Origin of the sequence: Planococcus daihaiensis (genome assembly GCF_049262615.1) — a bacterium.
Lineage (GTDB): Bacteria > Bacillota > Bacilli > Bacillales_A > Planococcaceae > Planococcus.
The window spans coordinates 512,505-536,866 of sequence record NZ_CP175504.1 but is presented as its reverse complement, the minus strand read 5'-3'; the positions used below and the strand labels follow the sequence as shown (position 1 = coordinate 536,866).

At 37.5% G+C, this 24,362-nt stretch carries 26 protein-coding genes and 1 tRNA gene; 18 read left to right on the top strand and 9 right to left on the bottom strand.

The window, feature by feature from the left end; genetic code table 11:
• Positions 1–48: 48 nt before the first annotated feature.
• Entirely contained in the window at positions 49–771 is a 723-nt protein-coding gene (locus DHX103_RS02640; protein WP_422123726.1) for an alpha/beta hydrolase, read from the bottom strand.
• Between the two features lie 103 nt (positions 772–874).
• On the opposite strand from DHX103_RS02640, the gene DHX103_RS02635 reads away from it, so the two are divergent.
• From DHX103_RS02635 to DHX103_RS02620, 4 genes are all read left to right on the top strand, one after another.
• The gene (locus DHX103_RS02635; protein WP_422123725.1) at positions 875–1,468 is read left to right on the top strand and encodes a phosphatidylglycerophosphatase A; all 594 of its coding nucleotides are present in this window, start codon (positions 875–877) and stop codon (positions 1,466–1,468) included.
• 123 nt (positions 1,469–1,591) lie between these two features.
• Complete coding sequence (locus DHX103_RS02630) at positions 1,592–2,584, top strand: TAXI family TRAP transporter solute-binding subunit (RefSeq protein ID WP_422123724.1); 993 nt, start codon at positions 1,592–1,594, stop codon at positions 2,582–2,584.
• An 80-nt stretch (positions 2,585–2,664) separates the two neighbouring features.
• Positions 2,665–3,189, top strand: a complete 525-nt coding sequence (locus tag DHX103_RS02625; protein ID WP_422123723.1) for a DUF1850 domain-containing protein — start codon at positions 2,665–2,667, stop codon at positions 3,187–3,189.
• Positions 3,179–5,224, top strand: coding sequence for a TRAP transporter permease (locus DHX103_RS02620; protein ID WP_422123722.1), 2,046 nt, complete (start codon positions 3,179–3,181; stop codon positions 5,222–5,224). Before DHX103_RS02625 ends, DHX103_RS02620 begins: the two co-directional genes overlap by 11 nt.
• Before the next feature lie 145 nt (positions 5,225–5,369).
• Here DHX103_RS02620 and DHX103_RS02615 read toward each other — a convergent pair.
• Together DHX103_RS02615 and DHX103_RS02610 are read right to left on the bottom strand one after the other, a co-directional pair.
• Positions 5,370–5,442, bottom strand: a tRNA-Val gene (locus tag DHX103_RS02615).
• An 81-nt stretch (positions 5,443–5,523) separates the two neighbouring features.
• Complete coding sequence (locus DHX103_RS02610; protein ID WP_422123721.1) at positions 5,524–5,997, bottom strand: hypothetical protein; 474 nt, start codon at positions 5,995–5,997, stop codon at positions 5,524–5,526.
• Positions 5,998–6,227: 230 nt separating this feature from the next.
• Between DHX103_RS02610 and DHX103_RS02605 the strand changes: the two genes are divergently transcribed.
• The gene (locus DHX103_RS02605; protein ID WP_422123720.1) at positions 6,228–6,734 is read left to right on the top strand and encodes a hypothetical protein; all 507 of its coding nucleotides are present in this window, start codon (positions 6,228–6,230) and stop codon (positions 6,732–6,734) included.
• A 95-nt stretch (positions 6,735–6,829) separates the two neighbouring features.
• Here DHX103_RS02605 and DHX103_RS02600 read toward each other — a convergent pair whose 3' ends face one another.
• Positions 6,830–7,414: a hypothetical protein gene (locus DHX103_RS02600; protein ID WP_422123719.1), complete on the bottom strand. Its 585-nt coding sequence runs from the start codon at positions 7,412–7,414 to the stop codon at positions 6,830–6,832.
• 201 nt (positions 7,415–7,615) lie between these two features.
• On the opposite strand from DHX103_RS02600, the gene DHX103_RS02595 reads away from it, so the two are divergent.
• Positions 7,616–9,043, top strand: coding sequence for an SIR2 family protein (locus DHX103_RS02595; protein ID WP_422123718.1), 1,428 nt, complete (start codon positions 7,616–7,618; stop codon positions 9,041–9,043).
• Positions 9,044–9,071: 28 nt separating this feature from the next.
• Here DHX103_RS02595 and DHX103_RS02590 read toward each other — a convergent pair whose 3' ends face one another.
• Both DHX103_RS02590 and DHX103_RS02585 read right to left on the bottom strand, forming a co-directional pair.
• A complete protein-coding gene (locus DHX103_RS02590; protein ID WP_422123717.1) occupies positions 9,072–9,575 on the bottom strand; it encodes a DUF6241 domain-containing protein in 504 nt (167 codons plus the stop codon).
• Complete coding sequence (locus DHX103_RS02585; protein WP_422123716.1) at positions 9,572–9,745, bottom strand: hypothetical protein; 174 nt, start codon at positions 9,743–9,745, stop codon at positions 9,572–9,574. The genes DHX103_RS02590 and DHX103_RS02585 overlap by 4 nt, the downstream gene beginning before the upstream one ends.
• A 211-nt stretch (positions 9,746–9,956) precedes the next feature.
• Between DHX103_RS02585 and DHX103_RS02580 the strand changes: the two genes are divergently transcribed.
• From DHX103_RS02580 to DHX103_RS02530, 11 genes are all read left to right on the top strand, one after another.
• Positions 9,957–10,109, top strand: coding sequence for a hypothetical protein (locus DHX103_RS02580; protein WP_422123715.1), 153 nt, complete (start codon positions 9,957–9,959; stop codon positions 10,107–10,109).
• Complete coding sequence (locus DHX103_RS02575) at positions 10,106–11,683, top strand: DEAD/DEAH box helicase (RefSeq protein ID WP_422123714.1); 1,578 nt, start codon at positions 10,106–10,108, stop codon at positions 11,681–11,683. Before DHX103_RS02580 ends, DHX103_RS02575 begins: the two co-directional genes overlap by 4 nt.
• 548 nt (positions 11,684–12,231) lie before the next feature.
• Positions 12,232–12,558, top strand: a complete 327-nt coding sequence (locus DHX103_RS02570) for a hypothetical protein (RefSeq protein WP_422123713.1) — start codon at positions 12,232–12,234, stop codon at positions 12,556–12,558.
• Between the two features lie 51 nt (positions 12,559–12,609).
• Complete coding sequence (locus tag DHX103_RS02565) at positions 12,610–12,852, top strand: hypothetical protein (protein ID WP_422123712.1); 243 nt, start codon at positions 12,610–12,612, stop codon at positions 12,850–12,852.
• Positions 12,853–13,018: 166 nt separating this feature from the next.
• Positions 13,019–13,294, top strand: coding sequence for a hypothetical protein (locus DHX103_RS02560; protein WP_422123711.1), 276 nt, complete (start codon positions 13,019–13,021; stop codon positions 13,292–13,294).
• A gap of 28 nt (positions 13,295–13,322) precedes the next feature.
• Positions 13,323–13,721, top strand: a complete 399-nt coding sequence (locus DHX103_RS02555) for an HNH endonuclease (RefSeq protein WP_422123710.1) — start codon at positions 13,323–13,325, stop codon at positions 13,719–13,721.
• Between the two features lie 124 nt (positions 13,722–13,845).
• Positions 13,846–14,340, top strand: a complete 495-nt coding sequence (locus DHX103_RS02550; protein ID WP_422123709.1) for a hypothetical protein — start codon at positions 13,846–13,848, stop codon at positions 14,338–14,340.
• Positions 14,341–14,506: 166 nt separating this feature from the next.
• Positions 14,507–16,828 (top strand): EcoAI/FtnUII family type I restriction enzme subunit R, encoded by a 2,322-nt coding sequence (hsdR, locus tag DHX103_RS02545; protein ID WP_422123708.1) that lies wholly within the window; start codon positions 14,507–14,509, stop codon positions 16,826–16,828.
• Between the two features lie 106 nt (positions 16,829–16,934).
• Positions 16,935–18,392, top strand: coding sequence for an N-6 DNA methylase (locus DHX103_RS02540; RefSeq protein WP_422123707.1), 1,458 nt, complete (start codon positions 16,935–16,937; stop codon positions 18,390–18,392).
• Positions 18,379–19,665, top strand: a complete 1,287-nt coding sequence (locus DHX103_RS02535; protein WP_422123706.1) for a restriction endonuclease subunit S — start codon at positions 18,379–18,381, stop codon at positions 19,663–19,665. The genes DHX103_RS02540 and DHX103_RS02535 overlap by 14 nt, the downstream gene beginning before the upstream one ends.
• Before the next feature lie 167 nt (positions 19,666–19,832).
• Positions 19,833–20,846, top strand: a complete 1,014-nt coding sequence (locus DHX103_RS02530; protein WP_422123705.1) for a hypothetical protein — start codon at positions 19,833–19,835, stop codon at positions 20,844–20,846.
• Positions 20,847–20,956: 110 nt separating this feature from the next.
• On the opposite strand, the gene DHX103_RS02525 is transcribed toward DHX103_RS02530, so the two are convergent.
• The 3 genes from DHX103_RS02525 to DHX103_RS02515 form a co-directional block, all read right to left on the bottom strand.
• Entirely contained in the window at positions 20,957–22,042 is a 1,086-nt protein-coding gene (locus DHX103_RS02525; RefSeq protein ID WP_422123704.1) for a tyrosine-type recombinase/integrase, read from the bottom strand.
• A 284-nt stretch (positions 22,043–22,326) separates the two neighbouring features.
• Positions 22,327–23,043 carry a thermonuclease family protein gene (locus DHX103_RS02520; protein ID WP_422123703.1) on the bottom strand — a complete coding sequence of 239 codons (717 nt, stop codon included), beginning with the start codon at positions 23,041–23,043 and terminating at the stop codon, positions 22,327–22,329.
• A 128-nt stretch (positions 23,044–23,171) separates the two neighbouring features.
• Positions 23,172–23,315 carry a hypothetical protein gene (locus DHX103_RS02515; RefSeq protein WP_422123702.1) on the bottom strand — a complete coding sequence of 48 codons (144 nt, stop codon included), beginning with the start codon at positions 23,313–23,315 and terminating at the stop codon, positions 23,172–23,174.
• A 123-nt stretch (positions 23,316–23,438) separates the two neighbouring features.
• On the opposite strand from DHX103_RS02515, the gene DHX103_RS02510 reads away from it, so the two are divergent.
• Positions 23,439–24,362 (top strand): Gfo/Idh/MocA family protein, encoded by a 924-nt coding sequence (locus DHX103_RS02510; RefSeq protein WP_422123701.1) that lies wholly within the window; start codon positions 23,439–23,441, stop codon positions 24,360–24,362.

Sequence of the window (24,362 nt, the reverse complement as noted above, 5' to 3'; positions counted from 1 at the left end):
TAACTTATTACAGTATAACAAAAGAATGAGATAAATTGCGAATTCAGCTTAAACGCCAAAATTTTGGATCAAGGCGCGCTTCAAATCCGGCTGCCAATATTTCCAGGTGTGATCGCCATCGAATTCTTCATAAAATAGCGGGAAAGATTTATCCTTGAGCTGTTGATGCAGTTCCCGGTTGGGTTCCAGGAAATCCGCTGTCTCGCCGGAAGTCAATTTGACTTCCGTTTCGCCTTTGCCAATTACATGATAGACGGTAAAAGCATGGGCGGAATTGAAATTGGAAACGGTTTCCAACATTTTGGAGTCAACTTTCGGTGACTGCAGGATAACGCGTCCGAAAATATTCGGGTATTTCAAAGCGGCCATCAAACTGACGGTTGCGGCGAGCGAATCACCGATCAACGTCCGGCCCATGCCCACCTGATAGGTAGGATATTTCTCATCTATAAATGGCACAAGCTCATGTGCCAGGAATCTCAGATAAGCTGCGTGCTGAGAGCCGGATGGTTCATATTTATTGTTTCTGTCCTCAACGCTTTTATATGGTACGCCCACAAAAATGATGTTCTCAATTTCACGGTTTTCGAGCAATTCGTCAACTACACGGGGCACTCTGCCCAACTGGAAATAATCTTTGCCGTCGGATGCGATGACAATACTGTATTTGTATAAGGGTGAATAATTAAAAGGAAGGTGAACAAGCAATTGCATGTCTTCCTGCAATGCTTCACTAAAAATCGTTAAGTCTTCTACTTTCCCTTGATTCATGATGATACCTCCTCGGCAAGTTTTGTATAAAAATTGTATCATATTCAGCCTGCAAGGTATAATGAAGGAGTAGTTATCACAAATAGAGAGAGGGGTTTTTGACATGAAAGGAATCGATGGCAAGGAAGTCAGAGTACATTCGGACTCGGTAACGAAAGCTGCGCATGAGGCGCTGGAAAGACGCGGAGTCTCCATTGAAGAAATTGCTGAAATCGTTTTTGAAATGCAGGAACCATTCAATGAAGGGCTGCAAATAGCGCATTGCATAGAATCAGTGGAAAGTGTTTTGCAGAAAAGAGAAATGCAGCACGCCCTGCTGGTCGGGGTGGAACTGGATGTTCTGGCGGAGCAGGGAAAACTTTCGGCACCATTGCAGCAAATTGTCGATACGGATGAAGGGTTGTTCGGCGTTGATGAAATGATCGGGCTGGGAGCTGTTTTAACCTATGGCAGTATCGCCGTTACCACATTCGGACATCTGGACCGCAATAAAATCGGTGTTATCCATGATCTGGATACAAAAGCAGGCAGCCAGGTTCATACTTTTTTGGATGATCTGGTAGCCAGTATTGCAGCCTGTGCCAGCGCAAGGATTGCACATCGGCAACGAGATTTGGAAGAGAAAGGGAAGGGCTTTAAGGACATTTCGCCGGAAGAAACTGCTCCTGAAATGCATGTGGAGGGCACAGACACCTGAAACCGTTACAGGTTCCCTATGAAAACGGTTACGAAATCTTATTTTGATTGACAATTGGATACAAAGTCATGGTATTATAATGTAAGGAACATGTAAAAAATTTTAATAAGAGGAGGTCAAATTATGTTGAATAAGAAATTCGGTTTGTTTGCGAGTGTTGCACTTGCTGGTTCGGTATTTCTAGCTGGATGTGGTGACGACACTGCAGACACAGGGGAAAACGGCGAAAACGGCGAAAACGGCGGAGCAGAAGATCCGGAATTTATCAGTATTTTGACTGGTGGAACGACGGGAACTTATTATCCACTTGGCGGCGCAATGGCCACCATCATTGAAAATGAAACTGGACTTGATACTACAGCTGAAGTTTCTCAGGCATCTGCAGCAAATATGACGGCACTGGCTGACGGCTCAGCGGAAATTGCATTCGTTCAGACGGATACTGCTTTCTATGCTTCAGAAGGTTCAAACATGTTTGAAGGTGAAGTGATCGATACTGTTTCGGCAATCGGCGCACTGTATCCGGAAACAATCCAATTGGTAACAGTTGAAGGTTCAGGCATCACTTCTTATGATGACCTTGCCGGGAAATCGATTTCTGTTGGGGCACCTGGGTCAGGTACTTTTATCAATGCTGAACAATTGTTGGAAATCCACGGGATGACGATGGACGATATCAATGCTCAGAACCTTGACTTCGGAGAATCACAGGAAAGCCTTCAATCAGGCCAAATCGACGCTGCTTTCATCACAGCAGGTACGCCGACGGGGGCTGTTGAAAGTTTAGGTGCTACTTCTGATGTAGTAATCGTTCCTGTTGAACAGGATAAAGCTGAGGAACTGATTGAAAAATATCCTTATTACGCACACGATACAGTGCCATCAGGCATCTATGGTTTGACGGAAGAAGTTCCGACTGTTTCCGTACTCGCTATGCTTGTTGCACAAAACGATCTGTCAGAAGATCTTGTTTACGACATTACAAAAGCCATCTATGAAAATACGGATCAGATTCAACACGCAAAAGCTGAATTCATCAAGGCTGAAACGGCTCTTGACGGAATCGGAATCGATATCCACCCAGGCGCACAAAGATATTTTGATGAAGTAAACTAATCAAATACTTTTGGATAACTGACGATAAAGCGTAAGCTTTATCGTCGTTATTTGTTTTGTACAATGGAGGAGACTAGTTTATGCGAACGAAATTCAAGCAGCGTTTTCTTCTGATTCTGATAACCCTCATCTTAATCAGCTCCGCACTAGCACTAATCCCACTTCAAAGAAGTTTCGTGTTTATTGACAGCGACACAAATGCCCTTACTGCTTATTCACTATTGACTCAAAACTATTTTAAGATAAAATATACTCATTCCATCCATTTGTCTGATGTAATCGAAAGTTATGAAGTTCTGCCTGACGATAGATTGAAAATGGTCGAATTGGAATATGAAGATTTTAATGTTGGAATGCCTTCCAATGCAGGAGAAGGAGAGGTATTTGTCGAAAAAGACGGTAAGTATTTCATCAAGAATATGGACAGGCGTTTGCCGGAATTCCGTATATTGATCGGCGATGTTGATGCCAGCCTTTACCTGATGAAGAATGGTGAAGAATATAATCTGAAAAAGGCACTCGTCAGAGGCAAAACGTATACGTTTCGTATTCAGCGGCTGTCACTTTTCCAGCAACTAAAAGGAGTGAATATTGATGAGCAATAAACTACCGCCGGAAGACCGGAAAGAGAAGAAAATGCCGCCGGAAGATGATGATACATACGTTTCTGAAGAGAAACAGAAGGAAATTCTGCAAAAATATGATCCGGAATCCAATACCCGTGATTTATCCGGTATGATGAAGCACGTTGTATTTTACGGATTATTGGCGTTTGCGCTGTTTCAGTTGTATACTGCGATTTTTGGCCAATACACTGCGTATATCCAAAGATCGATCCACTTAGGGTTCGCCCTTTCGCTAATCTATATCCTGTTCCCGTTGCGAAAACGCAAAGGGCAGCGGCATAAAGTCGCTTGGTATGACTATATTTTGGCATTATTATCCATTGGTGTCGGGGCTTACTGGCCTATTATGTATGATGACTTGGTATTCCGTATCGGTCGCGTTACTGAAATGGACTTGTTCGTCGGCATTCTGGCAGTTCTATTGACATTGGAAGCTACACGAAGAGCTGTGGGTATGCCAATTACAGTAATTGCCACATTATTCCTGACTTATGCATTTTTCGGACCTATTTTCCCTGGGTTTTTGCGGCATAGAGGACAGGATCTGGATTCCCTGATTCAATTGATGTTCTTCACAACAGACGGAATTCTCGGAACGCCGATCGGAGTTTCCTCGACGTTCATCTTTACATTCCTGCTCTTCGGCTCCTTCCTTGTGAAGACCGGGGTCGGGCAATACTTCAATGATCTGGCAGTTTCACTTGCCGGTAATTTGACCGGTGGACCTGCAAAAGTGGCGATCTTCTCCAGTGCCCTGCAGGGAACTATTTCCGGGAGCTCGGTGGCAAACGTTGTAACTTCCGGTTCCTATACGATCCCAATGATGAAAAAACTGGGCTATAAAAAGGAATTTGCCGGGGGCGTTGAAGCTGCCGCATCGACAGGCGGACAATTAATGCCGCCGATCATGGGGGCTGCAGCTTTCCTGATGGTTGAATTTATCGGTGGCGTCACTTACTGGGAAATTGCCAAAGCGGCAGCGATTCCTGCACTTCTCTATTTCACGGGTGTCTGGATCATGACGCATTTTGAAGCGAAGCGGATCGGTCTGAAAGGACTGTCCCCGGAAGAAATGCCGAATCGCAAAGAAGTTTTGAAAAAAATCTATTTGCTGACACCAATTTTGGCAATTATCGTGTTCCTGTTAATCGGGATTCCCACCATGCAAGCTGCTTTATGGGGAATTGTCCTGACGATCGTCGTCAGTTCTTTCAATAAAGAAACGCGTCTCAACTTTAAAGACATGATTCATGCATTGGTTAATGGTGCCCGCACTGCCCTTGCAGTAGCTGCTGCTACTGCTGCCGCAGGTATTATCGTTGGTGTAGTGGTGAAAACCGGATTAGGTTTAAGCCTCGCTAACGGTCTGGTGTCTGCGTCAGGCGGAAACGTTCTATTGACCCTGTTCTTTACAATGTTGGCAGCAATTGTTCTTGGTATGGGTTCGCCGACAACGGCAAACTATGTTATCACATCTACAATTGCGGCTCCAGCCATCATCACCTTGCTGATGCTTGAATATCCGGAAGGGGCAGCGACTCCGCTGGTAGTAGCCTTGTCTGCCCATCTATTCGTATTCTATTTCGGGATCATCGCCGATATAACCCCGCCGGTAGCGCTGGCCGCATTCGCTGCCTCCGGTATTTCGGGTGGGGAGCCTATACGGACCGGTTTCAATGCTGCCAAACTGGCCATCGCCGCGTTCATCATTCCGTATATGTTCGTGCTGTCACCTTCGCTGTTGATGATTGATACGACCTGGCCCGAACTCATATGGGTGCTGATTACCGCCATTACGGGAATGATTGCCATCGGTGCCGGTTTGATCGGGTATTGGTACCGCAAACTTCACTGGTATGAACGCATCATCACATTTGTAACGGGTATCGCATTGATTTATCCTGAAGGATTGTCAGATACAATCGGTGCCGGAGTCTTTATCGTGTTGTTCATTATCCAATGGATCTCGCGTGATAAAAAAGAACCAAAAGAACCGAAAGCTTCCGAAGCATAAACAGACCCCCGAAAGTGCAAATTCTGCACTTTCGGGGGTTTTTGTACAGCTTATAAATTCACATAAAAAAGCCGACACCCGAAGGTGACGGCTTTTTTCTTAGCAGACTTCGTTCCTAAAATCTGCTGCGGACTCTAAGGTCCAATGATTCCTACTGGGCTCGAACCAGCGACCTCTACCCTGTCAAGGTAGCGCTCTCCCAGCTGAGCTAAGGAATCGAGGTAAACGTTGATATAACAACACTTACGGTACTTCTACCTTTGTTATTATATACGTTTGACCTGTACACTTCAATAGTTTTACGAAAAATATTTAAAATAGTAACCAGCTGGATGCTTTTTACCTGTATTTATATAATGATGAATGGTAGAGCGGGGGATATTTAATTCTTTACTAGCGAATCGAATGGAATCAAAAATTTGTTGTTTGTCATTTTTAACACTTAAGATTTTCCTGCATACAGAGCTATTTCTTAAAAGCCAAATGGTTTCATCGCTTCGATTTTCCCCGTTACACCAACACCAATTTTTGTTTTCTTGATAATACTTCATCATTTTTAATTCATATTTCAAAGCATCTTGTCGATTATCGAAAACTGCAAGAATTTCAACATCATATAAATTATTGTGTCTTTTCACTTCTTGTTTCCATTTTTCAGGACGACTATTTAATCCATATGCTCGTCTGAAATTTCCTGCACGATAATTCGACCCAATGTAGAAAATATCACCCTGTAAAGGTATTTTATGGGCATACACATAATAATTATTCATTGTTATCATTCCTCCTGATACTACTATATTGAAAGTAGAAGAAATGTAAGGTGATAGCTGTAATTTTATATTTTTTTATTAAATACACACCATTAATCATTTAAACGACCATGCTGCATGTCCAGTGGGGTCGTTTTGTGTATTGTGAGTATGATATTTAAAATGATGTAGAACAACGTTTACTGAACGATAGCAATAAGATAATATGGAAAAAGAAGGAGATGAAAATTATGGCATGGTCAGATGTAATGAATATGGCATTACCACTTGTGGGTGTGTTGATTGGTGGATGGATAACATATTTGGTGCAGACAAAAGCTATAAAAGAAAATCAAACTTTTGAATTAAACAAAATTAAACAAGAAAATATTCAAAAGGACAATGAAATAAAGTTCCAAACATACAATAAAATATTGTTGCGTGATGGAACATACAGAATACTTGTTTGGGATAATCACAATGGCTACAAATTAATTCGTGATAACTATGTGGAATATGTAAGACCGCTTCTTTTTGAAATTTATCATTTGTTAGAAAAAGAAATTGCTGATGAATTTAATAATATTGAAGACATTTATGATAGGCAGTTAGGCGAAGAAGAGCCTCAAGTCGGAGATAAAGAAGCTTTAAGCGACAGTTATAAAAATATAATTGAAAGAATAAAACGCAGATATCGAGAACAACATGTATCAAATCAAATCAGTTCAAATCAAATTGCAAACGGTAATCAACCGTAGTCGTCATTGGCTACGGTTTTATTTTTAAACATATAGTTTTATGTGAAATGTAAACAAACGCCTGGTGCTATGACCAGACGTGTTTATAGTTTTGATTAAAAACTGAGCTCTTCAATTAAAACAGGTTCTTTTAATTCTGATTCCAGCATTTTCAGCATTTCTTTTAGTTTTTCATCATGCTCAATGGTGAACTTATCATCAGGAATGTTTTCATCAAAATAAGCGCCATAAATTTCATCGTATTTATCACATATACAATTTTGGGCATATTGAATACGCAATGTTTTGAGCTGCTTTATGAGTGGGGCATGCTCTATTTTTGGTTCTTCAATAATTGCTGGCGTTGGAAGTTCAACAACTTCGGCTTTTTTCGTAGTTTTAGCAGCTGACTTGCGTTTTTTATACTTCCGTTTGGCTTTAGGTATTTCAACAACCTTAGTTTCTTTTACAGGTTCAGCCGTAAATTCCGTTTTCAAAACTTTCATTTCGCCATACACGTTGATTTTGGAAATATCTGCTTCCAGCACAAAAACACAACGACCAAAACCAGGAAGACGAGTAGTCTTAATGTTTTGTTCCTTGATTGCTTTTCTCATTTTGTATGCTGACACATCAAATAATTCCGCCAAATCAGCAATTCTGTAAAACACCTGTCCACCAAAAATTGTTCTGTTAATCATAATAAACTCCACCTTTTTAAGTTTGTTTATTATGTAATTGTTGAAGCTTCAATGACTTCTTAGTAATTAATATAAACCATAGCACATGATTACACTCTTGTCGAATTTTGTCGAATAATAAATATATCCCATTATTTGTAGTACATAAGCCTGCTCAATGATAAAATATAATTATTGTTAATTGTACGGGAGGGAAGAGCTATGTCGAATTACGATTTGTACCTAGACCATTCGCTGGAGTATTTAAAAAAATATATTGGTGATATGAAAAGTAGACCGATATTATTTATTGGCTCAGGTTTTTCTCAAAGATATATTAATGCACCAACTTGGGGGAAATTGCTGGAACAGCTAATAGAAGAGAATCCAGAAATAGAAATGCCTTTGCAATTTTATATTCAAGAACATAATGGAAACTATGCAAAGATTGCTTCTGAATTGGTCGATTATTACCGTACATACGCTTGGAAAAATAAAGATGATGATGATTTATTTCCACCATTTCTTTTTGAATCGCCTTCAAAAAATATTCATTTAAAATTCAAAATTTCAAGCATATTAATCGAACTCATGGAGCAATTTGACGCTGAAGTACATGAACTGAAAGAAGAAATTGATTTAATTAAAAAGTTGAGCCCTCAAGCAATTATTACTACCAACTACGATAATTTGTTAGAAACGCTCTTTCCTAAATACGAACCGATAGTTGGTCAACAGGTTATCAATTTGAAGAAATCAACAGATATTGGGCATATTTTAAAAATTCATGGCTCAGTTGAAGACTTTGACAGTATCGTTATTGAGCAAAAAGATTATGATAACTTCTTCAAAAAACAAATTTACTTAATCGCTAAGCTTTTCACGTATTTTATGGAACACCCAATAGTTTTCATTGGGTACAGTTTAAACGATGAAAATATTAAATCCATTTTGTACAATGTTAAGCAAATCATTGACTCTGATATGGAACCAATGATTGAGAACATGTGGTTTATAGAATGGAAAAGGGAGCAAATCAATTCTGCCGAAACTCCACCAAGAGAAAAGCCAATTTCAGTTGGAAATGGTGAATCAGTTAGGTTGAATTACATTAAATTGAACACATATGAAAAGCTGTATGAAGCTTTGTATCAAGATTCTGTTGATATTGAGTTCCTCAAACAAATTGAAGAAACAGTTTATAACGTAGTCAAAAGCGATACCATTACAAATCTTGAAGTAGACATTGCAAGTTTGCGCTATTTAACAGACAGAGATAATTTCTTAAGCTCTTTTACTACTGGTGAAGAAGCGGGAACTGAAAGTACAAGGCCAATGTTAACTTTTGCTCATATCAATGACCCAAATCAATTAGCGTCTCAATTTTCATTAACTGCAACTCAAATGAGCAGAAGGGTATTTGACAGTGAAAGGGCGCATTGGACTCGTGCTTATGCTTTGATTTATAATGTCCGTGCTCAAACTGGAATAGATTTAAGAGCCAGCAATAACAATTATCACGTCTATATGAATAATGTCAGTAGATACTCGGTAGAAATGGTCAATTTACTTCAGAAAGTTCATAGCGGAGAGCCATATGAAATTAATTTAGACGGACAACAAATAGCATATCCAGTTGGACAAATATAAAAGACCCGCCAACAGGCAGGTCTTTTTTTCATTTTCTGAAGTTTTCCTCGACAAATCTTCTTTTTTCATCTTCGCTCATCAATCCTGTGGCTCGACCAACAGTTCCGCCTTTCCATTTCCAAATGGTGTTATGTACTGATACGGCATTGCTAAAATTTCCTTCCGACCAGAGCTCTAAAACTTCAATGTAATACTGATTGTATTCGTATGCGTCTTGATTCGCCTTAACGATGGTCAGCAAGTTTTTAATGTTCTGCGGTGAACTTTCAACAGCGCCCCATTTCTTGTCAGCTTTCACATGCTGGTGGGTCATAAGGTGAAGGTATGTTTGCACCTCGGATTCTGTCATATCCAATTCAACCTCGGTTTCATTATTTTCAGGTTTGTCCTGAACACCATGCTCGTTTATTTCTTCAGCAACTCTCGTTAACTCTTCAGGATTGCCAATTTCTTTTTGAAAAAAGAGATAAGCCCCGATTCCAATAGCTGCAATGATTCCTAATATGACCACAGAATATTTAAGTGTCGTCATTTCGCTAATTCCTCCAATACTAATGCAATGTTCGGCTCGTATGGTCGTATTTCATCAGCTGCATTTCTGAGTATAGTTTTCTTCTTTAAATCATTTTGTCGCTCCAATTCATAAGTAACGTCTTTTAGCACTTTTGATAATTTCTCAATTTTTTCATCTGATAAATTCATTTTTATTCCTCCTAATATTTGGTAATACTTTACTATTATGAAGCACCAAAATTGGGCTCTCAATCTTTATTTTTGAGCCAACCTGACATTAGATTTATTTTCAATACAATGTATAGAAAGATTTTTTTAAGGAATGTATGACAGGAACCTTACTTCTTTGATTGGTACGTATATATCATTTATAAGCGTATGACAGGAAGGGGAAAATAAGATGAAAAAACTATTGAAGCCACATCGGTTAAATTTTCGAGTGGGAGAAACATTGTATGGAAAAATTACAGCTTATGCCACTTTGCATGAAATGAGCATAACTGAAGCAATTATCAAACTAATAGAATTAGGATTGGAGAATTTAATCAAATGACAGAACAATTTATCAGCGGAATTGCTAAAAAAAAGGGAATCACAAAAAAAGATTTGTTCAACAAAAATCATTATTCACTTGTAGTTGGCGGAACTAACACAGGAAAAACTACGTTCATCACAGGTCCTTTAGCTAATATATTGGAATGTGAGCCTAAGGAGATATTGATAGCAGCACCATTTTTGGCCATACAAAATCAATTGATTGCTAAAGGCACAGCAGAGAAACACAACTTGAGCGAAGATTTTTTTCAAATCGAAAATGTGACAGTATGTACGTATGCAGCTTTGAAAAATGCGGTCAAAAATAAAAACTTATCAGCACAATTCAAATATTTTGTATTTGATGAAGCACATAATTTAATCACAGCTGAAAAGTATGCAGAATATGGCTCATTCTTTTTAAAGTGGATTGGCGATAACAATATTCAAGCGTTGTTTCTTACAGCTACTCCAGTGGCACTGCTTAGTTATAAACATGGAACAAAGCACTTTAAAGAAGTGCTTGGCGTGAAATCAAATGTAAAAGTCGGCAACATCATTTTCACGACTGAAAAAGACCTGTTAACTCATGTTAAATATTTTGGTCGAAAGAAAATGTTTATCGCTGTGCAAACCGTTGCAGACGCTCAAAAACTTGAAGCTCAAATAAATCAACGGATACCAGGAAAAGCAAAAGCAATTTTTAGCAAAACACATGACAAAGCAACCGATGAAATGAAGCTGATTTCTGATGAAATTGTTCGTACTGAGCAATTTCCTGAAAATGTTGATTTTTTAATCGTAACTGGAGCGTATATTGAAGGCATGGAGCTTCAAACAAAATGTGAATCGGCATTAATTAAATTGCCATCTGTTACTCAAATTGTTCAAGCTGTTGGGCGTTTGCGTAAAGGCGTGGAAGATGTTGTGGTCGTGTTATCAAAAGATAAATTTTATGCGGAAACAAAGCGTCTGTTTGAAGAATTTGATAAGTTTTTACAAGAATATCGTAAAGCAAATGAAACAACAAAATATGCCATGTTATTGGGTATGTATTCGGTTCAAAAAAAACGCTTTCAACATGAATTTGTAAATATTCATAGCATGGATGGGTATGTAGCTGATTATCAAATTAATATGCCTTTGTATCATTCGTTTGAAATCAATTTATATGACGCTCAGCGTTTGTATTGCCATAACGATGAAATTTCTAATGAGCAGTTTGAAAAGCTAGAAAATATGTTCAAACCGTACTTCCCAGACAGCAAATTTGTTCGTTTGACCCAAGAAGGAATTGTCAGCAAAGAAAATGATTATGATAATGACATGAAAGCATTTCTTCAAGATTTAAATGGTGAGCGAATTTATACTAAAGAAAATAAAAATGGCATTACCATTAATTCAATGTGTCGGAAAGTTATGCAGCTACGTGAAAAGCATAATATCATCGCCAAACGACCAGTTGAAAGCACAAGAGCTTTAAGCAATGCCATTAGCAAATATAATTATGAGTTAGGCAAACGCAATTCGGAGCGTACAGCTGAAGGTAAAGTAGAATTTTATAAAATTAATTGTACTCAAAAGCATTCGTAATTGAGTACAAATTAATGAAAAAATATCGTAACTGAGTGCAAATTGTGCTCAGTTATTTTTTGTACTCAGTTAAGCAACCGATATTTGTACTCAGAAGCGAAAAAACCGGTGTTTCTCTATAGTAAATATCGCTAGTGAGTACAAATTGTTTTTACATATTCTTGTATTTTGTACTCAGTAGCGATTTTGAAAGATGATTACTATAGTAAATAACTTAACTGAGTACAAAACAAAAAAGTGTAGCAACGGAGCGTCAGCGGAGTAGTGAGCAACTTGTTGCGAGCATATACCTGAGCGAGTGCCGAGCGAAGTGTCCAGCGGAGCTTGTATTTATATTAAGACCGTTTCAGTAATAATATGGACAATTCGCAAGCTCATTGTCCTGGCTTGAAAAATGCTCCGCATTGTTTCAGACCGTCGTGCTTTCGCTATCGCTACAGCTTTTAAAAAATTAAAAAAAGATGCTAAAAAGCCCTGATTTAAGGCGTAGCAACGTATATATATTTTGTATCAATAAATATCAAACAATATCAAAGGAGAATGTAATTATGAAAGCACAAATCGAGGCACAAAAGAAATTTGCAGAAATGGTCGTTGCCATTGCTGACAGTCATTTTGAACATAATGATTATGAAATTTATCAAGTACATTCATTGAAAAAATTATCCGAAAGCAAAATCGTTTTTAATTATATGAGTGAAATTGACCACACTTTAGAATTGATAATCGGATTGGACGAAAATTTGGAAACGTATAAAGTTTTTGGAGCTGATGATTTGTTATTTGCCAGCAAAGACGTTGAAGTTGTAATTGAATTTCTTAATCAGCAGGTTGATGAATTTGAAGCTGAAATTATAAGAAATCGGGTTTGTTAATGAGCTGTCGTAACTGACAGCTTTTTTATTTTGAAAATGGAGGAAAATAAAATGAGCGAATCAACAAGAAAGTTAATTCATATTCGATTAGATGCTGAAGACATTTTCGAGTATCAAATTGAAGCTAAAGGAATGTTTGGAGACGAAAAAAGAGCTAACGCAATGATTATTGCTGAAATTAAACGTGCAGCTGAAATCAAACGTAAACAGCGATTAGGCGTGAAAACTGTATCGGAACAATCAACAGGAAAGCCAATGTATAATGCTTACGGTGAAATAACAGGCTACGAATAGATGAATATTAATATTTAATTTTATCTGCAATTTAAATAAAAGGAGAGCGATAATATGCCATACAATTCCAACAAACCATCAAATGAAAGTTATATCAGACGTGTCCTTCTTGGCGATAAAAATCAAAAAGATACCGTAAACACAGTTTCAAAAGGAGAACATAAGCATGACTCACGGATTCGGAATAAGCATTGATGAAATGATGGCTCAAGAGCTAAGTCAATCCGCTATCAATGCAGGATATGATACCGAGACTTCTGAATGTAAGGTGATGATAACTGATGCAACAGGATTGACCACTGGTGTACGTGTAGCGGACAGTAAATATATTGTAAGTATCAACAACAAAGACATTAGTTACGTGAAGCTTAACGGTGCTATGAACGGTGTGCGTAAAGCATTTAGTGCCTTAATGAACGAGATGAACAGACAATATAATTGAAAAAATTAAATAAGAAGGAGTTTGTATTATGCCAAGGATGAAGTTTTGTAGATGCGGTAAAATTATACCTGAGAAGGAAACATGCTCTTGTAAAGCGCTTGCAAGTAAGGCTAGAAATAAATACAGAGCTGAACAAAAGCCAGAAGAAAAGAAGTTCTTTAACTCGACTAAGTGGAAGAAGTTAAGACTGAAAGTAATTAAAGAAGATGGCGGTACATGTCAGCGATGTTTAATAAAGTTTAACTTTGTTGAGACCCGTAATCTTCAGGTACATCATATTAAACCACGTGTTAAATACGATGAATTGAAGCTTGAGAGAAGTAATTTAATAACTTTGTGTCAATCATGCAATACACATTTGGGCATTAAAGAAGAGTTAGATTTTGAGTGGGAATATAAAGAGGATGTATGGGAGCCAGTATTGTAATTTGATACTGGCTTTTAATATTGATTGAAGCCCCCTATGTTTACTAAAAAATTGTTATAGGGAGAAGAGACTAGGGTGAAGGCGGTAAGAAAAAAAACCATTCCCAGCAGAAAGGATTTGACATATGGCACAAGAAAAATTATTAGCAAATACTCGTAGAAACTTAAGTAAAGCTCAAATAGCAGCTCGGAAACAAGCTGAAGAGTTGGTTGTAACTAATGCGACTGCTCCCAAACCAAGCGAAATAATTAGAAACAATCCTCCGATGAAAAAATTATTCAATCGAGTTAAAAAATATAACGACCATTTCACGGAAGCTGACAGCATAGCTTTATCAACGTTGTCCTTTAACCTGCATCTCAAGCATATAAATGAAACTCAACTAGCGGCACTTGATGTTACTGATGATGAATGTGAGCGTTACTTAATTAGGCTCGACAAAATAGACAGGAAAATAAATGACTCCATGAAGCAGCTTTGTATTCCGCTAAATGCTCGACTATCATTAGCAAACGACTTAGCAAAAATTATGCTTGAAGAGAAAAAACTTCATCAAATGAATAATGAAAGTCAAACTATTAATCCATTGCTCGCTTTATTAGAAGAAGATGATGAGTAGCTTCATTTGTAATAAGCCACTGAACTTAGCGATTTAATTTGAAGTTCTACAGTAAATTACTTCTACTAATGTATTTCCATTATTTTGAATACATTAGGTATATAATATGCTAAAATTAAATGAAATAACTAGAATTTTATAGTACTTTCGGGAGGTGGCTTTTCTTATGAATAAACTCCAAATGTCAGAACGGGATATATGTACAAAATATATTACTCCAGCTATGGTTAATGCGGGCTGGGATATACATAAGCAAATTCGTGAAGAATATCAAATAACTGATGGTCGAATTATTGTACGAGCAAGTCTTGTTACAAGAGGAAGCAAAAAGAGAGCGGATTATGTTTTGTTCCATAAACCAAACATGCCTATAGCTATTGTTGAAGCAAAGGATAACAAATTTTCTGTAGGCCATGGCATTCAGCAAGCTATTGGGTATGGAGAAATGTTAAAAGTTCCTTTTGTTTATTCGTCAAATGGCGATGGATTTCTTGAGCATGATAGCTATACAGGAATTGAACGTGAGATTTCAATGAGTGAATTTCCTAGTCCTGAACAGTTATGGGACCGATACAAAGCATATAATGAAATTGATAATGAAGAAGAAGAGCTAATTACAGAACCATATTACTTTCAGTTGGGAGAAAAAACTCCCCGTTATTATCAAATGAACGCAATCAACGAAACTATAGCTGCAATTGCTAAAGGTCAAGATAGAGCGCTGTTAGTAATGGCAACCGGAACTGGCAAGACTTATACAGCTTTTCAAATCATTTACCGATTGTGGAAAGCCAGAAAAGCTAAACGCATATTATTTTTAGCGGATAGAAACATTTTAATTGAACAAACACAGAATCAGGATTTTAAGCCGTTCAAATCTGTAATGACAAAAATTAAAAATCGTAAAATTGATACAAGTTATGAAGTTTACCTTGGCTTGTATCAAGCAATTACAGGACCTGAAGAGAAGGACAAGATATTCAAATCTTTACCGCCATCTTTTTTCGATTTAATTGTAATTGACGAGTGTCACAGAGGCTCTGCAAAAGAAGATTCACAGTGGAGAGAAATTCTAAGCTATTTCACAGACGCTGTTCAAATTGGTATGACAGCTACACCTAAGGAAACCAATAAAGTATCAAATATTGGTTATTTCGGAGAGCCAGTTTATACGTATTCCTTAAAAGAAGGCATTGAAGATGGCTTTCTAGCACCGTATAAAGTCTTCCGATATGGATTGGATAAAGATTTGATGGGATTCAGACCGAAAAAAGGTCAGTTGGACAAAGCAGGAAACCTCATTGAAGACCGCATATATAATACGCTTGATTATGATACTAATTTAGTTTTAGAAAAAAGAACCGAACTAGTTGCCAAAGTCATATCTGATTTCCTTAAGAAAAATGACAGGTTTATGAAAACGATTGTATTCTGCATTGATATTGAACACGCTGAACGAATGAGACAAGCGTTAGTAAATGAAAACAGTGACCTCGTTAAAGAAGATTCCAGATATGTTATGAAAATTACAGGAGACGATAATGAAGGAAAAGCGCAGCTTGATAACTTCATAGACCCCAAAAGTAAATATCCAACTATCGTTACGACTTCAAAGTTGCTGACCACAGGAGTAGATGCAAAAACGTGTAAAATTGTTGCCATTGATACTCGTATTGAATCCATGATTGAATTTAAGCAAATATTAGGTCGAGGAACAAGAATAAATGAAAATCACGATAAGTATTATTTTAATTTATTGGATTTTCGAGATGTTTCTCAAAAGTTTGCTGACCCTGAGTTTGATGGCGACCCTATTCCAGTTGAACCTGAACCCGATGATGGCGGGACTGGTGGTGGAGATAAAGGTAACGGTGGTGATAGCGATGGAAATGGCGGTTCTGATGGAGGAGAAAAAGACCCAAGAAGAAAGATTTACGTCAATGACGTTGAAGTGATTTTAATACATGAGCGTGTGCAATATTATGATAAAGATGGCAAACTCGTCACTGAATCATTGAAGGATTTTTCAAAGCGTAATATTAAAGAAGAATTTGCTGATTTAAAGGAGTTTCTTACCCGATGGAACGAAGAAGAACATAAAGAAGCTATTATTCAAGAGCTTTCTGAACAAGGTGTAATACTAGAGGCTTTAAGAGAAGAAACAGGATTAAATGATGTTGATGATTTTGATTTGATTTGTCATATAGCATATGACATGAAACCATTAACGAGAGCTGAACGAGCCAATAATGTTAAAAAGAAAAATTATTTTGAAAAGTACTCTGAAATAGCTAAAAAAGTGCTTGAAAATCTATTGGAAAAATATACGAGTGAAGGAATTTATAATCTAGAAGATGCTAAAGTTCTCCGACTTGAACCATATCAGCAAATTGGAAAACCCAAAGAAATTATCAAAGCTTTTGGTGGAAGAACTGGTTGGAAAAAAGCCATTAAAGAATTAGAAAAAGAGCTTTATGACATAAGCTGAAAGTAGGTGGGAGTACATTAGAAGTCATAATGTGCTCCTTTTTTATTGGCTAATTTATTTTGTTATTGTGCTATACTTTGAGTACTACTTAGGAGGTAATACATAGATGACAATTTCAAATTTTGTTAAATCAATTCAAGATATTATGAGGCAAGACCCAGGTGTTGATGGAGATGCTCAACGTATTTCTCAATTAGTATGGATGCTTTTTTTGAAAGTGTACGACTCAAAAGAAGAAGAAGAATGGGAAGTATTTGAGGAGGGTTTCGTTTCAATAGTTCCTGAAGAATTAAAATGGCGTAATTGGGCTAAAGCAGATGAAACTGGTCAAGCTATGACAGGAAACGAATTGGTAGAATTTATAAATGAAAAATTATTCCCTACATTAAAAGAACTCGAAATAGATGAGCAAACAGATGCACGAGCAGCTCTTGTTAAATATGTTTTTGAAGATGCTTATAATTATATGAAAAATGGCACTTTAATTCGACAAGTTATTAATGTTTTGGACAAAATAGACTTTGGCTCTTATGAAGAACGTCATACGTTCAATGATATTTATGAAAATATCTTGAAAGATTTGCAAAGCGCAGGGACTAGCGGTGAATATTATACACCACGAGCTGTAACCGAATTTATTGTAGAAATGCTAGACCCAAAAGTTGGAGAGAAATTTGCTGATTTTGCATGTGGTACAGGGGGATTCTTGACTTGTGCATTGGAACACATGAAAAAGCAACCAGAATACAAACGAACTGGTGGAGAAGAAGCAGTTTTCAATGGAATCATTGGAATTGAAAAGAAACCTATGCCACATTTACTTGCTATTACTAATTTAGTACTTCATGGCGTAGATGCTCCTAATATTAAACGAGACAACTCATTGGAAATTGATACTCGTGATATTTCTGAAGAGCAGAAAGTGGATAAGATTGGTATGAATCCCCCATTTGGCGGAATTGAAGAAAAATCAATCCAAATGAATTTCAAAAAAGAATTTCAAACTTCTGAGACAGCAGATTTGTTTCTGATAATGATGATGGAGCGTTTAAAAGAGAATGGTAAAGCTGGGGTAGTCCTTCCAGATGGATTTTTGTTTGGTACTGAAGGAGTTAAAAGAAACATTAAAGAAAAACTTTTGAAAGAATTTAATCTTCATACAATTATTCGATTGCCAAAAGGGGTCTTTGCACCTTATACAGATATAAAAACAAATTTATTATTTTTCGACAAAGAAAGTTCAACGAAAGATGTCTGGTATTTTGAACACCCATTGCCTAATGGATATAAAAATTATACTAAAACTAAGCCAATTCGCTTAGAAGAATTTCATATAGAACGTGAGTGGTGGAATAATAGAAGAGAAAATGATTATGCTTGGAAAATATCAGCAGAACATATAAAAGAATTAAATTATAATTTAGACTTAAATAATCCAAGCACAATCCTAGAGAGTGAAAACTTATCAGCAAAGGAAATAATAAATGAAGTATATACATCCTACTCAAAAGTCTTAGAATTGCTTGATTCTCTAAAGCAGGAGATTAACAATGAAAAAAATTAAAATTGGTGAAATATTAATACGTGTAAAAGAGCCTGTTGTTTTAAAAGAAGAAGAAGAATATAAAAGAATTACAATCCGCAGTAAAAATCAAGGGATATTAAAAAGAGATGTAGAATATGGAAATAGGATTGGTACGAAAAAACAATTTTTTGTAAGAAAAGGTCAATTTTTATTATCGAAAATTGATGCGAGAAACGGAGCATTTGGAATAGTTTCGGAAGACTTAGATGGTGCAATTATTACTGGTAATTTTTGGACATTCGAAGTGAATAGTGCTCTTTTAGATATTGATTGGTTTAACACTTTTGTATCTTCTAAATATTTCATTGACATATGTTCGAAAGCAAGCTCAGGTACTACTAATAGACAATATTTAGACGAAAAGAAGTTTTTATCTTTTGAAATTAATTTACCTGATATGACTGACCAAAAGAAATTTGTTACATGGTATGGTGAAACCAATAGAAAGTTTAACGAAATTAAAGAAGAATTAAAATTGCAAAAAAAGAAAATCGAAAACATAAAAGAAATAATTGTTACTGACGCCATAAAGGGAAGAATGAATAATAGAAATGATAGTCAATACTCAATGGACTATATATCAAACGAAAATTCAAATAGAGGTGAAAAAGATTTTCCGCCACATTGGAATGTAGTAAATATTAGTCAATTAATAAATTCTAAGAAAGATATAAGAACTGGCCCTTTTGGTTCTTCACTATCCAAATCTGAACATCAGTTTGCAGGTATACCTGTATGGGGGATAGAAAGCATAGGTAAGAATGGTGTATTTTCTTACTCAAATAAGATATTTATAAGCGAAAACAAAGCAAAAGAGCTTGAATCTTTTTCTGTTGAATCAGGAGATATTATCATCTCTCGCTCTGGAACTGTCGGTGAATTATGTGTTTTACCACCTGATGTTAAAAAGGGTATAATTTCTACAAATTTAATGAAAATATCTTTAAACAAAGAGATAATAAACCCTTACTACTTCTGTTATTTGTTTAAAAGTACGCACCTATTAGAGAAATTAAACGAGTTATGTAAAGGTAGTACGAGGATTTTTCTTACACAAAAAATATTAAATTCTTTGCCATTTCTTTTGCCACCATTAAATGAACAGAATCAAATCGTTGATAAAATAAATCAACTTATGAATGTGAGAGCTGAATTAGAAGCAACAATTGAAAAAACAAAACAAGAAGTTGAAAAATTAAAAGATGTTATGGTGCTTGAAGCTTTTTCTGTAAAAGAAGAAATGCTGAATTAATCTAATAAAATAGAAGTTTTACTATATAAGAGTTATCAAGTCTCACTTAAAGTAGTGAGGCTTTTTATTATGTTTAGCAATAGTTTTTGAAAAATCTTTAGAAGTTTCCTTACAAATTTAAGGAAATCAATATAATACTGATACTATAAAAAAACGGAGGAATTATAATGGCAATTAATCAATTTCAAGATTTAAACAGTGAGGATATTCTGTCAGCTCATATTTCAGGACTTCAGCATGCAGTTAATAAAGTCGAACAAGTATTGGATATGAAAACGGTTGAAAAAACAAATCATAAATTGGTCGCAGTTACAGACCAGGATGACCCTACTTTACACCATGTTATTTACGAAGGAACTTCACGTAACTGGCTCATAAATCCAGCACCTGTGATTAAAAGAAATGGTTTGGTTGTTCCTGAAACAGAATATGACATTCAACCTGCTTATGGAGTAGTCGTATTTAAAAATCAGCAAGGTGCGGAATATAACATCACAGCAGATTTCACACAAGTTATTGGGGAATCACAGACAATTGATGATATTAACAATCGGTTTAATAAATTCACTACATTTGCTACATTTCAATCGCCTGGCACATATGCTACAAACAGTCCGATGGGCAATCCTCAATTGTTAATGACATCTGTAAATGCAGGAATAAAAAATATGGATTTGTTCCCATTCATCGTTACTCAGCCAACAACGTATGACCGAATTGGTATCCCATATGCCAGCAATATCGGAGGAACTGCTACAAGAATGGGATTGTATAATTCTAATGCCAATGACATGCCATATCAATTGCTTGCCCAAACAGCACTTGTCGCAAATCCAACAACCGAACCTGCACCTGGCCAATTTGCATTTATTTCAGGAGCGATTCCTGAAATCACATTACAACCTGGCGTTTATTGGTTGGCTCGGTATGCAGATGCAACCATCAATTATTATGGCATTGATGTTTTACAAGCATATGGATTAGGAAACGCTTTTGGTGATTTTCCTAATGCTTCACAGTTTGGTGGAGCACGTGCCTATGGATTTTATGGCTATCGTGTAACAGCAACTTATACAGAAGGGTTGCCAAATGAAGTTCCAGTACTGGGAAGTGCAGCTGATAATTTACGATATTTAGAACGTAACGGCATTGCTAATCCTTGGATACGCAAAAAAGCATAAATAAAAACGCTCACAGAAATGTGGGCGTCCTTTTTTTATGGCAATTTTTCATTCCATAATAATGTTGAATATTAATAATCAAAGAGACTCCGCAAATGGGAGCCTCGATTTCATTTCCTTTTGTTATCTCGTTTGCGACCTGTGGCATTTATATTGCCAAAGAAACCGAAATCATTATGCGCTTTAGCTACAGTCACATCAGCAAGATGTAAATATACTAAAGTGGTACGATTATCAGCATGACCAAGAATCAATCGCAATGTTTCTAAATCTCCACCCGAACTCAAATACAAGGTTGCGGAACTATGTCTGATTTGATGGAGGAAAAATCTTCGTTCGATTCCCGCTACAACTGCCAATTTCCGAAAATCCCGTAAGACATTGTTATTGTCTAATTTCCTCCCAGATAAAGATAAAAATATTAAATCATCAATTTCACCGTCAAAAGCTTCATTTTCTAACAGCAGCTGCACAACTAACCGATACGTTTTATTGGATAGCGGAATTACACGACTCCTGCGTGATTTAGCGTTAGTTGAACGGATTATGATACTTCTATTAGTATGGTCAATATCGTTCGGGCTTAACGTCAAAGCTTCATTTATACGACACATGGTATCAATCAGTATATGTAACAGTACCAAGTCTCGGAAATTCTTAAAACTTTTTTCGGATTGATTTTTGCATATTTTCAAAAGGTCGTCTAATTCTTCACGAGTTAAAATTTCAATTTCGGTGGCGTCTTGTTTGAACGTTTCAACTTTATCAAATGGATTTCTTTGAAACTTATCATGCTTCATACAAAAGTTAATGAAAGTTTTTAAGCGTTTGATTCTTGTGGCAATTGTACTGTCGGACAATCCTATAGTTTTCGCACTTTCTGGTATAAACCGATTCTCGCCATAACGAATACATACATACTTTTGCCAATAAATCCAGTCGGATAAAAAAGCTGTAGTGATGTTGGATAGTTGTAATGGTTTGTCGTGAGATTCAGCATGATAGTTTTCAACGCTCTTATACACAACGACAAATTGATTGAGACTGCTGGCTCGCAATCCTTGTTTCTTTTTCACATCAATAAATTGCTCAAAAGCCTGACGAAAAGTTTCCTTTTTAGTAATTTGTTCCTCGGTACGTTTTCTAGGTAGCCGCTTTTTGACAACTTCTTTCTCCTCGAAATAATTTAAGGACATAAAAAAGCACTCCGTTTCTTCTGAAATTTAGCAGAAGGACCGAAGTGCACAGGTCAAACTTTGAGGTGAACACTACTTAAATGTTGCTCAAAGTGATTGTATGTATATCAACGTTATATGATGAAACTCTGTCAGAATTACTTTCTACCCTGTCAAGGTAGCGCTCTCCCAGCTGAGCTAAGGAATCGCATTTTTTTCAAGGACAGTTTTAATTATACCGCGCCCTTGAAAAAAGTCAATACTCGGGAAAAGAATTCTCTATTGAGATATACTTTACCAGCTGGCTATTGGCCAGCGCTTCTAAAGCCATTGTCACGGGCTTCCTGTTCAGAACAAAACCACTCTTCCGGATTTGTTTGTTCATAGGAATGGCTGCCGGGCATATGGTAGATTTTGTCGCCGCTGCGGTTAATATTTCCTTTGATGTCGCAATCCTTAGTTTCGGGCGCACGATTGCCGCTTTCCGTTTCATCGACTGCATCGCTGTCAAAGCCGCGGTCTGTGGCGTAATTGTCAAATTCCCAAACGCCGATTTGCTGTTCTTTGGCCTGTTGCTCTGCGGCTTCAAAGTCATCCAGATAGCGGGTATTGGGCGGGAACACATAGGCGACTCGCGCATGGCCCGTTTCCAGAAGCTGTTGCTGAACACTTTCGCCGTCCACATAAATATATGCCAACAGGCGGCTGTAATCATCGAAACGATCACCGACGTCAAATTCAATCGATACATCGCCCGACTCGAGGAGTCGCCGGTTTTCTTCAGTGGCTTCTTTGCCGAGAGGCTGTTCGCCGTAACGGGGATGATTGGTTTCAGGAGTGTCGATCAATAAATACCGCACAGTCGTTTCCTCGCCGTCGTATAAGATCCTGATCGTATCGCCATCGATGACAGAAAGGACCTCGACTGGCACGTGGCTGTCGCTGCCACCGGTATCAACAGAATCCGTCAAGTTGCAACCCGATAAAAGCAAGGTGACAAGAATAGCTAGTAATGGTTTCATCAAGATCGCCTCTTTCTTGATCTCATTATATTTGGCGGGAACAGGAAATGCAAAACGCCTTTTTCAATAACTCAATTGAAAAAGGCGTTTTATGTAGGATTCCGACGGGACATTGGAATTATATCCACTTAAAGCTGGGACTCCTGTTCCTGAGTAGGGTGGTCGAAATAAAGAAAGGCTTCCTCTTCTATATTTTCAAGCTTTTCTTTGTTCAAGCCGATTTCCAATTGGCCGCTGAATATCGGTTCCCACCAATTCGTAGATTCATTCATAAATAACTTCCTCCTTTAAAATTTTCTGGGTTAATTGTTTGACTATTCCATACCCTTAAAGGTTACACTTATAAACAGCAGATATGAAAATAAGCCATTAGGCCTTATAGGGAGAGATTGTTGATGATTTCGATTGGTATTATAGGTGCTGGCATTGTTGGAGAACGAATCATTAAGCAAATCCAGCAGGAGGACGGCGTTGAAATAGTAGCAGTATTTGATGGCAATGAAAGCAGGCTGCAGGAGCTGCAAAAGAATTACGGAGTGCCGATTGCCGCTAGCCTTGATGAAATCCTTTACTCAAAAGCTGACTGGATTTATATCGGAACACCGCCCGCTTCCCACGCGGAAATGGCCAAACTCGCTGCGGATGCCGGCATTAATGTGTTAAGTGAAAAGCCGCTTGCCCATGATACAGAAGCGGGAGAAGAGATGGTCAAGGCGGTAACGGAAAATCGTGTCCGTTCAGCGATGCATTTTCCGCTGATGTATAGCGCTGCGGTGCACGAAATGGCCAAACGCGCCAAAAACGGCAGCATCGGCACGATCAAAAGAGTTGAATTGCAAACAGTATTTCCCGTTTGGCCGCGTCCGTGGCAACAAACGCCGTGGATCGGATCACGGCTCGAAGGGGGCTTTATCCGCGAAATATTCCCCCATTATCTTCAATTGATCGAGCGGATTTTCGGAAAGATTTCATTTACATCCCATCAGGTCACGTATCCGGACCAGCCGGATTTATGTGAAACCGGTGTGATTGCCCACGGCACAGCAAGCGACACCATCCCATTATTGGTATCGGGAATCAGTGGGGTTGGACAAAAAGAGCTGCTGCAATTTAAAATCTATGGAAGCGACGGTGTTTTGACTTTGGAGAATTGGTCCCAGCTTTACGTCTCTGAAGGGCAAGGGGACAGGGTGGCGATTACGGATTTTGCCGAAGTGCCGAGCTTGTTTGAAGAAATGAAAGCCAAATCGACTGCGTTGGTGCCGTTCGAAGAAGGATTGAGCGTGCAGCGCCATATCGATCATTTAGTCCAGGAATAA

Coding starts and splice junctions, on each gene's coding strand:
- DHX103_RS02535 (WP_422123706.1), top strand. CDS start 18,379: ATGAAAAAAATTAAAATTGGTGAAATATTAATACGTGTAAAAGAGCCT.
- DHX103_RS02605 (WP_422123720.1), top strand. CDS start 6,228: ATGGCATGGTCAGATGTAATGAATATGGCATTACCACTTGTGGGTGTG.
- DHX103_RS02610 (WP_422123721.1), bottom strand. CDS start 5,997: ATGAATAATTATTATGTGTATGCCCATAAAATACCTTTACAGGGTGAT.
- DHX103_RS02520 (WP_422123703.1), bottom strand. CDS start 23,043: ATGAAACCATTACTAGCTATTCTTGTCACCTTGCTTTTATCGGGTTGC.
- DHX103_RS02560 (WP_422123711.1), top strand. CDS start 13,019: ATGACTCACGGATTCGGAATAAGCATTGATGAAATGATGGCTCAAGAG.
- DHX103_RS02575 (WP_422123714.1), top strand. CDS start 10,106: ATGACAGAACAATTTATCAGCGGAATTGCTAAAAAAAAGGGAATCACA.
- DHX103_RS02635 (WP_422123725.1), top strand. CDS start 875: ATGAAAGGAATCGATGGCAAGGAAGTCAGAGTACATTCGGACTCGGTA.
- DHX103_RS02625 (WP_422123723.1), top strand. CDS start 2,665: ATGCGAACGAAATTCAAGCAGCGTTTTCTTCTGATTCTGATAACCCTC.
- DHX103_RS02620 (WP_422123722.1), top strand. CDS start 3,179: ATGAGCAATAAACTACCGCCGGAAGACCGGAAAGAGAAGAAAATGCCG.
- DHX103_RS02565 (WP_422123712.1), top strand. CDS start 12,610: ATGAGCGAATCAACAAGAAAGTTAATTCATATTCGATTAGATGCTGAA.
- DHX103_RS02530 (WP_422123705.1), top strand. CDS start 19,833: ATGGCAATTAATCAATTTCAAGATTTAAACAGTGAGGATATTCTGTCA.
- DHX103_RS02590 (WP_422123717.1), bottom strand. CDS start 9,575: ATGACGACACTTAAATATTCTGTGGTCATATTAGGAATCATTGCAGCT.
- DHX103_RS02580 (WP_422123715.1), top strand. CDS start 9,957: ATGAAAAAACTATTGAAGCCACATCGGTTAAATTTTCGAGTGGGAGAA.
- DHX103_RS02550 (WP_422123709.1), top strand. CDS start 13,846: ATGGCACAAGAAAAATTATTAGCAAATACTCGTAGAAACTTAAGTAAA.
- DHX103_RS02525 (WP_422123704.1), bottom strand. CDS start 22,042: ATGTCCTTAAATTATTTCGAGGAGAAAGAAGTTGTCAAAAAGCGGCTA.
- DHX103_RS02640 (WP_422123726.1), bottom strand. CDS start 771: ATGAATCAAGGGAAAGTAGAAGACTTAACGATTTTTAGTGAAGCATTG.
- DHX103_RS02555 (WP_422123710.1), top strand. CDS start 13,323: ATGCCAAGGATGAAGTTTTGTAGATGCGGTAAAATTATACCTGAGAAG.
- DHX103_RS02595 (WP_422123718.1), top strand. CDS start 7,616: ATGTCGAATTACGATTTGTACCTAGACCATTCGCTGGAGTATTTAAAA.
- DHX103_RS02585 (WP_422123716.1), bottom strand. CDS start 9,745: ATGAATTTATCAGATGAAAAAATTGAGAAATTATCAAAAGTGCTAAAA.
- DHX103_RS02515 (WP_422123702.1), bottom strand. CDS start 23,315: ATGAATGAATCTACGAATTGGTGGGAACCGATATTCAGCGGCCAATTG.
- DHX103_RS02510 (WP_422123701.1), top strand. CDS start 23,439: ATGATTTCGATTGGTATTATAGGTGCTGGCATTGTTGGAGAACGAATC.
- DHX103_RS02630 (WP_422123724.1), top strand. CDS start 1,592: ATGTTGAATAAGAAATTCGGTTTGTTTGCGAGTGTTGCACTTGCTGGT.
- DHX103_RS02570 (WP_422123713.1), top strand. CDS start 12,232: ATGAAAGCACAAATCGAGGCACAAAAGAAATTTGCAGAAATGGTCGTT.
- DHX103_RS02540 (WP_422123707.1), top strand. CDS start 16,935: ATGACAATTTCAAATTTTGTTAAATCAATTCAAGATATTATGAGGCAA.
- DHX103_RS02600 (WP_422123719.1), bottom strand. CDS start 7,414: ATGATTAACAGAACAATTTTTGGTGGACAGGTGTTTTACAGAATTGCT.
- hsdR (WP_422123708.1), top strand. CDS start 14,507: ATGAATAAACTCCAAATGTCAGAACGGGATATATGTACAAAATATATT.